At 70.2% G+C, this 16,161-nt stretch carries 8 protein-coding genes; all 8 read left to right on the top strand.

Annotated elements, in window-relative coordinates:
- Positions 1 to 56 precede the first annotated feature (56 nt).
- The 8 genes from ACFVRO_RS01650 to ACFVRO_RS01615 are packed head-to-tail and all read left to right on the top strand — an operon-like array spanning position 57 to position 16,155.
- Positions 57 to 6,131: an Ig-like domain-containing protein gene (locus ACFVRO_RS01650; protein ID WP_386948534.1), complete on the top strand. Its 6,075-nt coding sequence runs from the start codon at positions 57 to 59 to the stop codon at positions 6,129 to 6,131.
- Positions 6,132 to 6,189: 58 nt separating this feature from the next.
- Entirely contained in the window at positions 6,190 to 7,161 is a 972-nt protein-coding gene (locus ACFVRO_RS01645; protein WP_341940439.1) for a MoxR family ATPase, read from the top strand.
- Positions 7,161 to 8,417 (top strand): DUF58 domain-containing protein, encoded by a 1,257-nt coding sequence (locus tag ACFVRO_RS01640; protein WP_386948532.1) that lies wholly within the window; start codon positions 7,161 to 7,163, stop codon positions 8,415 to 8,417. The genes ACFVRO_RS01645 and ACFVRO_RS01640 overlap by 1 nt, the downstream gene beginning before the upstream one ends.
- The gene (locus ACFVRO_RS01635) at positions 8,414 to 10,819 is read left to right on the top strand and encodes a transglutaminaseTgpA domain-containing protein (RefSeq protein ID WP_386948530.1); all 2,406 of its coding nucleotides are present in this window, start codon (positions 8,414 to 8,416) and stop codon (positions 10,817 to 10,819) included. Before ACFVRO_RS01640 ends, ACFVRO_RS01635 begins: the two co-directional genes overlap by 4 nt.
- Positions 10,816 to 12,213 (top strand): RDD family protein, encoded by a 1,398-nt coding sequence (locus ACFVRO_RS01630; protein WP_386948527.1) that lies wholly within the window; start codon positions 10,816 to 10,818, stop codon positions 12,211 to 12,213. The genes ACFVRO_RS01635 and ACFVRO_RS01630 overlap by 4 nt, the downstream gene beginning before the upstream one ends.
- Complete coding sequence (locus ACFVRO_RS01625; RefSeq protein ID WP_105673869.1) at positions 12,210 to 13,025, top strand: PP2C family serine/threonine-protein phosphatase; 816 nt, start codon at positions 12,210 to 12,212, stop codon at positions 13,023 to 13,025. Before ACFVRO_RS01630 ends, ACFVRO_RS01625 begins: the two co-directional genes overlap by 4 nt.
- Entirely contained in the window at positions 13,025 to 14,533 is a 1,509-nt protein-coding gene (locus tag ACFVRO_RS01620) for an FHA domain-containing protein (protein WP_386948524.1), read from the top strand. The genes ACFVRO_RS01625 and ACFVRO_RS01620 overlap by 1 nt, the downstream gene beginning before the upstream one ends.
- Positions 14,530 to 16,155: a serine/threonine-protein kinase gene (locus ACFVRO_RS01615; protein WP_386948521.1), complete on the top strand. Its 1,626-nt coding sequence runs from the start codon at positions 14,530 to 14,532 to the stop codon at positions 16,153 to 16,155. The genes ACFVRO_RS01620 and ACFVRO_RS01615 overlap by 4 nt, the downstream gene beginning before the upstream one ends.
- Positions 16,156 to 16,161 lie beyond the last annotated feature (6 nt).

Genomic DNA, 16,161 nt, shown 5'->3' with positions numbered 1-16,161 from the left:
CGAGTCCGAGAGTGCACAACCCAGGGGGGATACCGGGGATGAAGGTGTTGTCGTGGATGCGTGCGCGTCCGAAGACGCTGGCCTCCGTCGCAGGTGTCGCCGCCGGAGCCGTCGCGATCACCACGATGGCTTTCGCCTATGAGGGCAACCCCACCACGAAGGTCGATCTGAACGACGGCGGCGTCTGGATCACGAAGACCTCGAGTCTCCTCGTCGGGCACTTCAACCATGAGTCGACGCTTCTCGACGGCGGCCTGCGCACGACCGGAGAGAACTACGACATCCTGCAGGACGAGAGCAGCATCGTCGTGGTCGATCGCAGCGCGGCGACTCTCACAGCGGTCGATCCGGCACGGGTCGCGCTCGATGACAGCGCCGCGATCCCCGCGTCGGCGAAGGTGTCTCTCGGGGACCGGACCGCCGCGATCCTCGACCAGAAGTCCGGTGGCCTCTGGGTGATCCCGGTCAAGGCGATCGCCGGCTTCGAGATCGAGGCCGTCGAGCCGAACGTCGAGCTCGGGGAGGGCGCTGACGTCGCCGTCGGCGCCGACGGCACGGTGTTCGGTCTCTCCGCCGCGCGCGGCGAAGTGGTCACGATCCCGGTGGATGCCGAAGGACAAGCACTCGATTCGTCGTCGCAGTCGATCGGAAAGCTCGACGCATCGAAGAAGCCCACGATCAGCGCGGTCGGGCGCACGCCGGTGGTGCTCGATCCCGCTGCGGGCGTCGTGATGACGCCCGGCGGTTTCCGCACCGAGATCGAGGGTGCGGCGGATGCCGTGCTGCAGCAGCCGTCCGACGTCGCCGACGCGGTGACGGTCGCGACACGCACGACGCTGCTGACGGTGCCGTTCGACGGCGGCGCTCCGTCCGAGACGAAGGCGGGAGGCGAGGGGCATCCCGCGACACCGGTCTCTCTTCGAGGCTGCTCCTACGGAGCGTGGGCCGGTTCGGCGCGTTTCGTGCGCGAATGCCCCGGTGACACCAACGACGCGGGCGCGAAGATCGACGGCGCCGAGGACGTGGCCTCGCTGACCTTCCGCGTGAACAGAGACGTGATCATCCTCAACGACGCCGTCGGGGGCGCTGCGTGGCTGACCGACGACAGTCTCCAGCGGGTCGACAACTGGAACGACCTCACGCCCCCGGAGGGCGAGGCGGAGAACGAGGACGACACGACCCAGGAGACCGTCGAGAGCACGCTGCCTGAACGCAAGGAGGAGAACACGCCTCCTGTCGCGGAGGACGACTCCTTCGGAGTGCGGCCCGGCGCCTCGATCCTCCTCCCCGTCGTGGACAACGACAACGACCCGGACGGAGACGTGCTCGTCGCGGCTCTCGCGGAGCAGCAGCCGGCCATCGGAGTCGTGCAGCCGATCCAGAACGGCGGCGCTCTGCAGATCGCCGTGGCGAAGGAAGCCACCGGATCGGGCACCTTCACCTACGAGGTCGACGACGGACGCAAGGGCAAGGACACCGCGGTCGTGACGCTCGCCGTGCACGACTGGGACGTGAACGGCGCCCCGACACCGAAGCGCAAGACCACGCTCACAGTGGAGTCCGGCGGCACCGTCTCGTACAACATCCTTCCGGACTGGATCGATCCTGACGGTGACGACATGTACCTCAAGGAGGTCATCCCCGCGCCCGGCGACGAGGTGGACTTCAGCACCGACGGGCAGATCACCTACAAGGCGACCGCCAGCATGCAGGGACGCAAGGAGGTCCAGGTCACCGTCGCGGACGGCTTCAACGAGATGCAGACCGCGACGATCGCGCTCGATGTGCGCGCTCAGGGCACGACGAAGCCCAAGACCAACGCAGACCACGTCGTCACCCGCATCGGCGAACAGGTCACCGTCGCGCCCCTCGCCAACGACACGAGCTCCGGCCGTGAGCCGCTCCGTCTCGGGCGAGTCGACGACCAGGTGCCCGGCGCCACGGTGCTCCCCGACTTCCCGAACAAGACCTTCACGTTCACCGCTGATGCACCGGGCACCTACTACGTGCAGTACCTGGCGACGGCTGGTCCCGAGAACGGTGAAGGGATCGTCCGCGTCGACGTGCTGGAGGCGTCGGCGACGGAGCTTCCTCCGGTCGCCGTGCGCGACGTCGCGCTGCTCCCCAGCGGAGGCGACGTGCTCGTCGGCGTACTGGCCAACGACAGCGACCCGGCAGGCGGCATCCTCGTCGTCCAGTCGGTGTCCATGGACCAGGGCGCGGGCATCTCGGTGTCGGTGATCAACCACGAGACCCTCCGCATCACCGATCAGGGTGCGCTCGACTCGCAGGTCCGGGTCAAGTACCGCATCTCCAACGGCTCGCAGTCCGCAGAGGGCGAGGTCGTCGTCATCCCGATCCCCGCTCCCGAGAAGATCCTGCAGCCGGTGGCGAATCCCGACACGGCGACCGTGCGCGCGGGAGACGTCGTCACCATCCCCGTGCTCGACAACGACACGCATCCGAACGACGATGTGCTCCACGTCGCCCCTGAACTCGTCGAGCCCCTCATCGACCCCGAGGACGGCGAGGCGTTCGTCTCGCAGGACACCGTCCGGTTCAAGGCCGGTTCGACCGCGAAGACCGTCTACCTCACTTACGACGCGGTCGATTCCCGTCAGCAGAAGTCCGCCGGATTCGTGACGATCCAGATCCTCCCGGTCGAGGAGGAGACGAACGCCGCTCCCCGACCGCGTGACCTGGTCGCTCGTGCACTCGCAGGCACCGAGATCAACATCGCGGTGCCCCTGGACGGTATCGATGCGGACGGAGACTCCGTGGAGCTGCTCGACATCGCGTCGAGCCCGGCCAAGGGCCGCATCACCGACACCGGTCAGAACTACTTCACCTACGAGGCGTTCGCGGACTCGGCAGGAGTCGACACGTTCAAGTACCGCGTGCGCGATCGCCTCGGCAAGGAGGGCATCGCGACGATCCGGGTCGGCATCGCTCCCGCGGAGAACATCAACCAGGAACCGTACGCGGTCAAGGACGCGGTCGTCGTCCGACCCGGCCGGGAGATCGCGGTGCCGGTGCTTGCGAACGATTCCGATCCTGAGGGCGACAAGATCAGCCTGGTGTCCGAGAAGAACGGCGGGCTCGAGGTCCCCGACATCGACGGCCTCTCGGCCAGGGTCTCCGGGGATCGCGTTCTGGTGCAGGCGCCTGACCGGTCGCTGGAGACATCGCTCCAATACACCATCAGAGATGCGCGGGGCGCTACGGCATCCGCCGTGCTCCAGATCACCGTCGATGAGGACGTCCCACTGCAGGCGCCGATCGCGAGAGACGACCGTGTGCGGCCGGAGGACCTGAACAAGGGCACTCTCACCGCAGACGTCGCCATCCTCAAGAACGACGAGGACCCCGACGGCACGACGGACCGGCTCAAGGTGACGCTCGGGGACGGTGCGACAGCACTCGCCGACGGCAGCGTGCGGGTCACGATCACGGACCAGCTCCAGTTGATCCGGTACACCCTCACCGATCAGGACGGTCTCGAGTCCTCGGCCTTCATCTTCGTCCCCGCGGAGTCCGGGCTGCGCCCGGTGCTCGACTCCACGAAGCCGGTGGAAGTCATCAGCGGCGAGACCAAGACCCTGCCGCTGTCCGAGTACGTGACGGTAGCCGGGGGCGGTACCGCTCGGATCACCGAGCATGCCAAGGTCAGCGCAGTCCACGCCGACGGCGCCGACCTCGTCAAGGACGAGACGACCCTGGTCTACACGTCGGCCCAAGGGTACTTCGGACAGGACGCCATCACGTTCGAGGTCACCGACGGCACCGGCCCCGATGATCCTGAGGGGCGCACGGCGACGCTCAGCATCCCGATCAACGTCCTCCCGCCGGAGAACCAGCAGCCGGTCTTCACCGGCGCCGAGGTGCAGGTCGCGCCCGGAGAACCGGCGAGCAGGCTCGATCTCGCGGCGTTGACCTCCGATCCCGACCCCGAGGATGAAGGAAAGCACAAGTTCACCCTCGTCGACGGTGAGGGCAAGGGCGTCTCAGCGAAGGTCGACGGCGACAAACTGCTCGTCGAGGCGTCGTCGAATGCCAAGAAGGGCACGGCGCTGACCCTGACGATCAGGGTCACGGACGGCGAGACGGAACCTGTCGAGGGGCAGGTGCAGGTGATGGTGAGCGCGTCGAACCGTTCCCTCCCCGTGGCGAACACCGACACGATCCCCGAAGCGGATCAGGGCAAGACGGTGTCGGTGCCGGTGCTCGACAACGACTTCAACCCGTTCCCGGAGACCCCGCTGAAGGTCACCTCCGCAGTCATAGAGACCGGGTCCGGAGACGTCACGGTGAAGGGCGACAAGGTCGTCGTCACCCCCAACGCCACCTTCGTCGGCACGATGGTCGTGCGCTACCGCATCCAGGACGCGACGGAGGACGTCGATCGCGAGGCCAACGGCCAAGTGGTCGTCGTCGTGCAGGGCGTTCCCGAAGCCCCTGGGTCCCCTGTCGTGACGAGCGTGCAGGATCGCACGGTCGTGATCTCCTATTCGGCCCCGTCGAACAACGGAGCCGAGATCACGAAGTACACCGTGCGCTCGGTGCAGGGCTCGGCATACACGCGGGAGTGCCAGTCGACCACCTGCACACTCGACGGCCTGACCAACAATGTCGAGTACACCTTCCAGGTGACGGCGACGAACCGGGTCGGGGAGGGCAAGCCCTCCGGCACATCCGAGGTCGCACGGCCCGATGCGCGCCCAGACACCCCGAACCCGCCGACGCTCAAGTTCGGCGACAAGTCGCTCAACGTGAGCTGGACGACCCCGACGACGCCGGGATCTCCTGTGGAGAGCTACACGCTGGAGATCTCTCCCGCGCCGCCGTCGGGCATCACGCAGAAGCAGGTGACGGGCAACTCGATCGTGTGGGAGGGGCTGGAGAACGGCTCCAACTACCAGGTGCGCGTGCAGGCACACAACCGTGCGCCCGAACCGTCGAGCTGGAGCGGGTGGTCGGCGTCGGAGGTCCCCGCAGGACCGCCGACGCAGCCCGCCGCTCCGACGACCACCGAGCTCACCCCGGTCGGAAACCAGGCGCAGATGCAGGTGAACTGGCAGGCGCCGAACCCGAACGGCGATGCGATCCAGAGCTACACGCTCGAGGTGTACGAGGGTTCCACCCTGGTGCGGACGATGACCCCTGGAGCATCGGCGCGATCGCAGGCCGTGACCGTGCCGACGTCGGAGAGCGCATATACCTATCGCATCCGGGCGCAGAACAAGGCGGGCTGGGGCGAGTGGAGTCCGATGTCGGCTCCGCGTCGCGGTGTCGTCGCCCCGGGCGCGCCCACCGGCGTCTCGATCAAGAAGGAGATGGATCGCGCCCTCGAGATCGCCTACACCCCCGGATCGCGCAACGGCGCACGGACCAACGAGATCGTGTACCAGTATCGTCTCGGCGGCGGCACCTGGGCCAACCTCCCCGGGAACAACGTGATCACCGGCCTCACGAACGGCCAGAACTACGACGTCACGCTGCGAGCTCTGGCCACCGTCGACGGCGTCCAGTACGGCGGCGCCGTGTCGAACTCTGCACGCGGCAACCCCTACGGCCCGCTGAAGGCGCCCTCGGTGAGCGCCAGCTCGAATGCGACCAGCGTCACCGTCTCCTGGAACGGCAACGTCTCCGAGAACGGCCGGAACATCACCAAGGTCGAGACGAGCATCGACGGCGGAGGCTACAGGTCGGCGTCGAACACGGGATCCCAGGCCGTCGGAAACGGATACAGCGAGCAGCACACGATCCGCATCCGCGTCACGGATGCTGCGGGTCAGGTGATCGAGAGCTCGACCGCGAGCGCCACCTCGGGGCCCAGGCCTCAACCGAAGGGCTGGACCACCCAGGGTGCGAACTCGGGGGAGTGCAACCCCGATGTGTGCTACTACCTCGGTTTCTCCGTCTCGAACTTCCCCGCGGGCGAGTACACCGTGTGGTGCCTCGAAGACGGTCAGCGGTTCGCCGGCGGTGCCACGTGGGTGATCCCCGCGAACGGGGCCGCCTACAAGAAGAGCGGTGGAGGCGGTTGCTACCACGGCGGTTACAACAGCAGGTACCTCCTCCAGATGGAGATCGTCGGGTGGGGCGTCACCGATGGGATCAGGTGGGACTAGTCCCCTCCGCGCAGACACGACACGACACGACACGGACAGAACAGGAAGCACCACGCTCATGACAATGACCCCCGAACAGGCCGCCTGGTTCCAGGGCACCTTCACCCGCCTCGTCGACAACGTCGACAAGGCCGTGCAGGGCAAGCGCGAGATCGTCTCGCTCGTGCTCGCCTCCATGCTCGCCGAGGGCCACGTGCTGCTCGAGGACGCCCCCGGCACCGGCAAGACGAGCCTCGCGAAGGCGCTCGCCGCGACCGTGCAGGGCACCAGCGCCCGCATCCAGTTCACCCCCGACCTGCTGCCGTCCGACGTCACCGGCGTCACGATCTACGACCAGCAGTCGCACCGCTTCGAGTTCCACAAGGGACCGATCTTCGCCTCGATCGTGCTCGCCGACGAGATCAACCGCGCGTCGCCGAAGACGCAGTCGGCGCTGCTGGAGGTCATGGAGGAGTCGCGCGTCACCGTCGACGGCGTGACCCATGAGACCGGCCGGCCGTTCCTCGTGATCGCCACGCAGAACCCGATCGAGCAGGCGGGCACCTACAAGCTGCCCGAGGCGCAGCTCGACCGCTTCCTCATCAAGACGTCGATCGGCTACCCCGATCTCGCCATCACCGAGAGCATCCTGGCCGGAGCATCCGACCGCAACCCGTCGGCCGCGCTGTCCGCCGTGATCACGACGAGCGCCGTCGCCGACATGGCCGACCTCGGTGCATCCGTGCACGTCGAGCCCGCCGTGCTGCGGTACGTCGCCGAGCTCTCCGAGGCCACCCGCAAGGACCCCGCCATCCGCCTCGGCGTCTCGGTCCGCGGCGCGATCGCGATGGTGCGCATGGCGAAGGTGTGGGCGGCGGCCCACGGCCGTCACTTCGTGCTGCCGGATGACATCAAGACCCTCGCGCGTCCGGTCTGGCAGCACCGTCTGCTGCTGGATGCCGAGGCGGAGTTCGCCGGCACCACGAGCGACATCGTGATCGCCCGCGTGCTCGAGAACATCGCGGCGCCGCAGGCGCGATCGGCCGCGTGATGACGACGGAGGCACTCGAGGCTGCGCCGATCGCCCGCGACGCCGGCTGGCGCGACGTCGCGGCGGTCATCGGTGCGCGCGGCCTCGCGCGCCTCCGCAAGGTCACCGCGGCGATCCGGCCGCTGGCGTGGGTGCTGATGGCGCTCGCCATCGGCTTCTGGATCCTCGGTCAGGTGGCCGGATGGGCGGAGTTCACCGTCGCCGCCGTCGTCATCGCGATCACCGTCGTCCTGTGCGCGTTGTTCCTGATCGGGCGCACCGCCTACGACGTGTCCCTCGACCTCGCGCGCACGCGCGTCGTCGTGGGGGAGCGCGCGGTCGGCGGCCTGAAGCTCGCGAACCACGGCACGAGGGCGATCCTGCCCTCCCGTGTGGTGCTGCCCGTCGGATCGGGCCGCGGCGAGTTCGGCATCCAGCGGCTCGCGCCCGGTGAGGAGGCGGAGGAGCTCTTCGCCATCCCCACGCAGAAGCGCGGCGTCGTGAAGGTCGGCCCCGTCAGCGTCGTGCGCGGAGACCCGCTCGGCCTGTTCGAGCGCGCCCACCGCCGCGACGACCCCGTCGACCTCTTCGTGCATCCGAAGACGATCCTCTTCGACGGCCAGTCGCTCGGGTATCTGCGCGACCTCGAGGGTCTTCCCGCCGCCGACCTCTCGCGCGACGACGTCTCCTTCCACGCCCTGCTCGAGTACCAGCCCGGCGACGACCTGCGTCACGTGCACTGGAAGTCCACCGCGCGCACCGGGACAATGATGGTGCGGCAGTACGAGGAGACCCGGCGCTCGCACTTCGTGATCGGGCTCTCCCGCGCGGCGGCGGAGTACGCCACCGGAGACGACTTCGAGCTCGCGATCTCGGTCGCCGGTTCCATCGGGCTGCGGGCCATCCGCGACTCGCAGCGCGTCGACGTCCGTGTGCAGGGGCGCGAGCTCCCCGCGGGCACCGGCAAGCAGCTGCTCGACTCGCTGTCGGCCGTGACCCACTCCAAGCCCCGCCGCGGCGGCATCGAGGACCTCGCCGGCGTCGTGGCCAGGACCATGCCCCTCGCCAGCGTCGTCGTGCTGATCTGCGGGTCCAAGGTGCGCTCGGACGACCTCCGTCTGGCATGCTCCCGCCTGCCCTTCGGCGCGCGCGTTCTCGCCATCGTCGCCGACCGCTCCGCATCCTCTCCCGCGCTCCGCCGCATCGGCGACGCCGACGTCGTCACCGTCGGCTCGCTCGAGCAGATCCCCCTCGCGCTCCAGAAGGTTCTCGCATGACCGCACCAGCGACCACGGCCACGGCGCTGCCGCTGCGCCGCTGGATCCTCGACCTCGGAGCGTCCGCGCTGCTCGTGGGCGTCTCCATGGTCGGCTTCTGGCCGACGTTCGCCGGCGGCTCGTACCTCCCGGCCGCGATCGGCGGCATCCTCCTGGGTCTCGCGATCTCCGCGGTCGCCGCCTGGCGACGCTGGGGCATCCTGATCATCGCCGGACTGACCGTCGCGGCGTACTTCGTCTTCGGCGGCGCCCTCGCCCTGCCGCACACGACGCTCCTCGGTGTCGTGCCGACGCTCGACACCCTCCAGCGCCTCGCGCTCGGCACGGTCACCTCGTGGAAGCAGATGCTCACCACCGTCGCCCCCGTGGCGGCGGCGGACGGGCACCTCATCGTGCCGTTCCTGCTCGCGCTCGTCGGCACGGTGCTGACGGCATCCCTCGCCCTCCGGCTCTCTCGGGTCGCCTGGGCGCTGATCCCCGCCGGTGCACTGCTCATGCTCGTCATCGTGCTGGGCACGCCCGAGCCGGCGTTCCCGCTCGCCCAGGGTCTGGTGTTCGCCGTCATGGCCATCGCGTGGCTCGCGCTCCGCCAGCTGTGGGCACCGCAGAACGACGCCGTGTCGGTGAGCGAGGTCGACTCCTCTCGCGCCACCCAGATGCGCATGCGACGCCTCATCGCGGGCGCGGCGGTGCTCGTCGTCGCGGGCGGTGCGGGCATCGCCACGAGCGCGGTCGCCGCGCCGGCGCAGCCCCGGCACGTCTTCCGCGACGTCATCATCCCGCCGTTCAACATCCGCGACTATCCGAGTCCACTGCAGTCCTTCCGCAAGAACGTGCGCGACGAAGCAGACGAGACTCTGTTCACCGTGAAGGGGCTGCCCAAGGGGGCGCGCATCCGGATCGCCGTCATGGATCAGTACGACGGCATGGTCTACAACGTCACCGACGGCGGACCCGACTCCTCGAGCGCGTTCGCGCCGCTCCGGTCGAACATGTCACCGGAGGCCGAGGGCGTCCCCGTCACGCTGAAGGTCGACATCGACCGCTACAACGGCGTGTGGGTGCCCGACGCGGGCGCCGTCTCCGCGATCGACTTCACGGGCGGTCGTGCAGAGGAGCTGCGCCGCACGGGCTACTACAACACCGAGACCGGCACGGCGGTCGTCACGTCGAAGCTCAAGAAGGGCGACAGCTACACGATCGACACGGTCATGCCCGCGCCGCTCGACGACACCCAGCTGGCCGACGTCGACTTCGGCAAGGTGCCCCTCCCGAAGCAGAGCAACGTTCCGGAGGAGCTCACCTCCCTCGCGTCCGAGACCGTCGCCGGCGCAGAGTCGCCCATCGAGCGCGTCCGCGCGCTGGAGACGTTCCTCGCCGAGGGCGGCTTCTTCAGCCACGGTCTGGAGGGCGAGGTCCTCTCGCGCGCCGGCCACACGGCCGAGCGCATCTCGACGCTCATCGGCGGCGATCAGATGATCGGCGACGACGAGCAGTACGCGGTCGCGATGGCGCTGCTCGCGCGCGAGGTCGGCATCCCGGCTCGCGTGGTGATGGGGTACTACCCCGACGAGGAGCGCGAGGGAGACCCCGAGTTCGCGGCCACGGGCGACGACGTGCACGCGTGGGTCGAGGTCAACTTCGAGGGGGTGGGGTGGCTCACCTTCAACCCGACCCCGCCCGAGGACAAGGTCCCGAACGACCAGAACACCAAGCCGAAGGTCGACCCCAAGCCGCAGGTGCTGCAGCCGCCGCCCCCGCCGCAGGAGCCGGTCGACCTCCCGCCGACGCTGCCAGACGACCGCAAGGGCGAGGACGAGACGTTCAACCTCGCGGGGCTGATCGGCATCATCCTCGCGGTCGGCGGCATCACGCTCGGCATCCTCGCGCTGCTCGCGTCGCCGTTCATCGTGATCGGCGCGTGGAAGGCGGCCAAACGCCGCTCACGGCGCAACGCGGCCAGGGCATCCGACCGCATCAGCGGCGGGTGGGACGAGCTGACCGATCGCGCCGTCGACTACGGAGCCAGGGTCGCGCCCGGCGGCACCAGGGTCGAGGAGGCCGCGACCGTGGCCACCGCCCTCACCCTCCCGCAGGTCACGACGCTCGCCGAGCGCGCCGACGCCGAGGTCTTCGGACCCGCCGATCCGACCCCGGAAGACGTGGACGCGTTCTGGGCGGAGGTCGACGGTCTCGTCGGCGGCCTCGGCAAGGAGGCGGGCTTCTTCAAGAGGATGAAGGCGCGCCTGAGCCTGCGCTCGCTGATGGGCGGTACCGCCGTGGCGACCGGGATGCAGAACCTGAAGGATGCCGCCGCCGCGCGCGTCCGCCGTGAACCTGGCACGATCAAGAGCAGCACCGCTGCGAAGACGCCCCCCGCACCCGAGAGCGAGACCCCATGAGCCAGCCCGCGATCGAGAGCAGCGCGCCGATCCCGCGGCGCGCGATCGCCTACCTGATCGACGCCCTGATCGCCGGGGCGATCGCGATCGTCGGCTTCATCGTCGTCGCCGTGATCGCCTTCAGCACCAGGCCCATCGAGAACCTCATGATCGTGATGCCGATCGGCTACGGGCTGCTCCTGCTGGTCATGATGGGCTGGGCTGTCGTCTACACCGTGATGCAGACCGGCAAGGGCTCGTTCGGCATGCGCGCGCAGGGCGTGCGGCTCGCCTCGGCGACCGACGGCTCCCCGATCCGCTTCGGACGCGCTCTGCTGCGCAACATCGTCTTCTGGCTCACCGCGAGCGTCGTGGTCGGATACTTCTCCCCGCTGTTCGACGGCTCCGGCCGGTTCCAGGGCTGGCACGACCGGGTCGCGGATGCTCGTGTGCTCGACGCGCGGCGACCGTCGACGGCGGTCCCGGCGCAGCCCGCCGCTCCGGCGACGACGGCGTTCCCCGTGGTGGCTCCGGGCCAGGGGCTCCCCGGCATCCCCGCTGCGCCGCCGGTTCCCGGCATCCCCGCTCCGGCCGCGCCGCAGCACCCCGGGGCGTTCGCGGCACCCGCAGCGCCCGCGGCACCCGCTGCGCCGATCGTCCCCGCCGCACCCGCCGTTCCTCCGGCTCCGGCCGTGCCCGCGGCTCAGCCGGCGCCGGCTGCTCAGCCCGCGACCGTCCACCCGGAGCCGGTCGAGCAGGCCGACGCGGGGTCGCTGATCGCCTTCGTGCCCGGCGTCACCCAGCCCCGGCCGCCGGCCGCGGCTGCACCCGAGCCTGCCGCCGCTCCGGCGGCGTCCGACCTCGACCCGTCGCTCGACGAGACGGTGGTGCAGCGCCCGGTGCCCGCAGCGCCGATCGCCGCCGAGCCGACCCTCGCCGCTCCGCCTGCTCCCGCCGCTCCGCCCGCTCCCGCCGTGCCGCCCGCTCCCGCCGTGCCGCCCGCTCCCGCAGTGCCGCCCGCCCAGGATGCCTTCCCCGTCGACGGCGCGGAGGACGAGGCGGAGCTCGAGCAGACCCGCATCAGCATCCCCGGCCACCGCCTGATCTTCACGTGGGACGACGGCACCAGGGTCCCGGTGTCGCGCCGCACGATCTTCGGCCGCAACCCCGCCCCCGAAGACGGCGCCGTGCTGGTGCCCGTGCGCGATGAGACGCTGTCGCTGTCGAAGACGCACTTCGAGGCGGCATCCGAGATCTCCGGCGGCTGGGTCCTCGACCGCCACTCCACGAACGGCATGACCATCGTGCGCGACGGCCAGCGCATCGCCTGCCCCGCCGGCCAGCGCGTGCCCGTGCGTCTCGGCGACGCCATCGAGATCGGCGATCGCATCGTCACGGTCGGCGGCTACGCGTGAGGCCCGGACTCGTCGTCACCACCGGGTCAGCGACGCACCCGGGGCTGCGACGCGCCCTGAACGAGGACGCGTACCTGGCGAGCTCGCCCGTGTTCGTCGTCGCAGACGGCATGGGCGGCCACGAGGCGGGGGAGCGCGCGAGCGCCACCGTGATCGAGGAGTTCGCGCTGTTCATAGGCCGAGCATCCCTCGCACTCGACGACGTCCGCTTCGCCCTGGAGCGGGCGCGGGAGGGCGTCGAGCATCTGTCGACCTCGGGCAACGGGCGCGCCGGCACCACGCTCAGCGGCGTCGTGATCGCCTCGGTCGACGGCATGGGCTACTGGCTCGCGCTGAACATCGGAGACTCCCGCACGTATCGTCTCGCCGACGGAGAGCTCGAGCAGATCACGGTCGACCACTCGGTCGTCCAGGAGCTCATCGAGGCGGGGCAGCTCACCCCCGAGGACGCGGCCACCGATCGGCGACGCAACATCATCACCAGGGCGATCGGAGCGAGCAGCACGGGGGATGCCGACTACTGGCTCTTCCCCGCCGAGCTCGGCGACCGGATCATGGTGTGTTCCGACGGCCTCACCTCCGAGCTCTCCGACGGGCGGATCCGCGAAGTGCTCACGCTGACGACGGACCCGCAGGAGGCCGCAGACGTTCTCGTCGCCGAGGCCCTGCAGGCCGGAGGACGCGATAACATCACGGTCGTGATCGCGGACGCCGTGTCGGTGGCCTCGCGCCCCGGCACGCTGCTGGAGACCGACGACACCGACATCGACATGGACACGCGTCCGCGCGAGGCAGCAGGAGGGGTTCGCTGATGCAGACGATCTATCGACCGGGACAGTGGCACCTGATCGTGATTCCGGGGGCTCTCGTCGCACTTCCACCGGACGCGCCCGCCGAGCTCGTGGCGCGGCTGTGGGACAGGCTCCCCGCCGAGAAGACCCTCGCCAGCGTGGTCGACGTGCTCACGACGAGCGTCGGGGGATCGTTCACCGCGCTGCCGCCGTTCGCGGCCGCTGTCGCGGAGGGCACCGACGTCCGCATCGCGCTGCGCGGAGGCGTCGTGGCCAGGATCAGCAGCGGCACGGAGTCCGCGCAGGAGTTCACCGGCGCGGAGGTGACCACCTGGAGCGAGCGCTTCGTCGGCGGCGCCACCCGCATCGAGATCACGGTGGAGGAGTCGGATGCCGTCTCCGCGCTCCCGGTGCAGAGCGGGGTCGTGCGGGCCGCGGCCGTGAGCGCTGAGCTCGAGGCGAGCGACGCCGAGCGGATCGTCGCGGTGCTGGGCCCGGCCCCGGTGATCGAGTCCGAGGAGAGCGGCGTGTCCGCCGCGGTCCTGGGAGGCGTACCCGCTCCGGCTCTCGCGCTGTTCGGTGCGGCTGTCGCTCCGGTCGTCGCACCGGTCCCGCCTCTCGTCACTCCCGTGCCGCCGATCGTCGACGTCGCGCCCGTGCCGCCGGTCGCCGGAGCCGCCCCGGTCGGTGCTCCCGCATCCGCTGCGGCGGACGAGTCTTCTGCCGGGGACGGAGCCGTCGAGGCTCCGATCGATCCGGCGCCCGAGGTCTCCGAGCCGGCGGCCGCGGAGCCGGTGGTCGACGAGGTCCCGGTTCTCCCGGAGTCGGTCGAGGAGCCGGTCGAGGCGCCGTCCGAGCCCGCCGCGGTGCCGTCCGACGAGGACGAGGCGCCCGCCGCGGCATCCGACGAGGACCCGTCGGCCGAGGACGAGGTCGAGGGGGTCACGTTGATCCCCACCGAGACGCTGTCCCCCCTGAGCGACATCGACGAGTTCGATCAGCTCTTCGGCGAGACCGTGCACACCGCGCCGAGCTTCGTCGACGCTCCGCCGCCTCCGCCCTTCCCGATCGTGGCCGAGGGCGACCACGACGGAGCGACCATCTCGGCCGCCGAGCTGCGGGCGCTTCGCCAGCAGCCTCCGGTGGCCGACGACGCCCCCACCCAGGTGATCCCCGTCGCCTCCGCCGGATTCGGCCGCATCCGCGTCTCCACGGGCCAGGTGGTCGAACTCGACCGCACCGTGATCATCGGCCGGCGTCCGCGATCCACCCGCGCCAGCGGCGAGAACCTGCCGCATCTGGTCGCGGTGGAGAGCCCTCAGCAGGACATCTCGCGCAGCCACCTCGAGGTGCGCCCCGACGCCGACACCGTCGTCGTCATCGACCTGCACACGACCAACGGCTCGACGCTGCTGCGTCCAGGCGCCGACCCCGTTCGACTGCATCCCGGTGAGCAGACGCTCGTCCTGTCCGGAGACGTCGTCGACCTGGGAGACGGAGTGACCGTCGCCTTCGAGGACCTGCCGTGACCCGTCGCCCCTCACCGCCCCCGCAGCTGCCGGGCTTCACCTACGTGGAGCCGCTCGGCACCGGAGGGTTCGCCGACGTCTTCCTGTACGAGCAGCAGATGCCGCGCCGCCGGGTCGCGGTCAAGGTGCTGCTCGCCGACCGGATCTCCAGTGGCGCCGCGCAGGAGTTCGCCGACGAGGCGAACGTCATGGCGATGCTCTCGACGCATCCGGCGATCGTCACGATCTACCAGGCCGGCGTCGCGGGCGATGGGCGCCCGTATCTGGTCATGGAGTACTGCCCCCGGCCGAACCTGCAGCTGCGTGCGCGCAAGGAGCCGTTCTCGGTCGCCGAGGCGCTGCGCGTCGGCGTGCAGGTCGCCGGTGCGGTCGAGACCGCTCACCGGGCAGGGGTCCTGCACCGCGACATCAAGCCGGCGAACATCCTCGTCACCGAGTACAACCGTCCGGCTCTCACCGACTTCGGCATCGCCTCGACGACGGGCGCGACGGGCGAAGCATCCGGCATGTCCATCCCGTGGTCTCCGCCGGAGTCGTTCGCCGAGCCGCCGCAGAGCGGGCCGCGCACGGACGTGTGGGCACTGGGCGCGACGCTGTACACGCTGCTGGCCGGTCGTTCGCCGTTCGAACGCGTCGGGGAGCGCAACTCGAGCGCCGACCTCATCGAGCGCATCGAGCGCGCCGCCCTGCCGCCCCTCGCGCGCCCCGACTCCCCGGAGAGCCTGCAGCGCCTGCTCGAGCGCTCGATGGCGAAGAACCCCGATGACCGCTACCCGAGCGCCGTGGCCTTCGCCCGCGCCCTGCAGAAGGTGCAGATCGAGCTGTCGCACTCGGTCACCCCGATCGACATCGTCGACGACCACGCTCCGGCCGAGGAGCAGGAAGACGACGGAGACGGGCTGACCCGTGTCAGGGAGATCGTCAGCATCGACCCCGAGGTCGCCGCCTTCACGCGTCCGTCGGCGACGACGGAGCGCAAGGCGCCGGCCGTCGTGTTCCCCGAGGTCCCGCGCTTCGACTCGCCCCCCGCCGCGCAGGCGCCGTCGATCGAGGAGACCCAGATCCGGGTGCCCGCTCCGGTGCTCGGAGCGGATGCCGACGAGCGCACGCTGCTGCGCGCGCCTCGAGTGCTCGCCCCGGATGCCGCGGCATCCGCCGCACCGCCCGCCGCTCCCGTCGTCGACGCCCCGGCGCAGACGACGTCGACGGCGCCTCGAGGACGCAAGGGGCTCTGGATCCTGCTCTCGGTCGCAGGAGTCGCCGTCGTCGTCGGCGCGATCGTGATGCTCAACATCCTGGTCTCCGGTATCGAACCGACTCCGCAGGCGACGTCGGAGGCCCCCGACCCGCAGGACGTCGTCTCCGACGTCGTGCCGAAGGTGGGCGACCTCAGCGGCACCAGGACGGGCGAGCAGATCGCGTTCACCTGGACCAACAAGGACCCGCAGGAGGGCGACTCGTTCATCTGGAACGTCGTCGAGGTGTCCGGCGAGATCGACCCGCAGCAGACGACCGAGCCGACCGCGCAGTTCACGGCGGGCGCGGGGAAGGTCTGCGTCGACGTGATGCTGCGCCGTGACGACGGCCGCGCGTCGGAGCCGGTGCGGGGGTGCGTCGAGTGAGCGGGA

Source organism: Microbacterium sp. NPDC057944, from assembly GCF_042887445.1.
GTDB classification, from domain to species: Bacteria; Actinomycetota; Actinomycetes; order Actinomycetales; family Microbacteriaceae; genus Microbacterium; species Microbacterium natoriense.
Note: the sequence above shows the minus strand (reverse complement) of the source record. Positions and strands in the feature narration are given on the sequence as shown.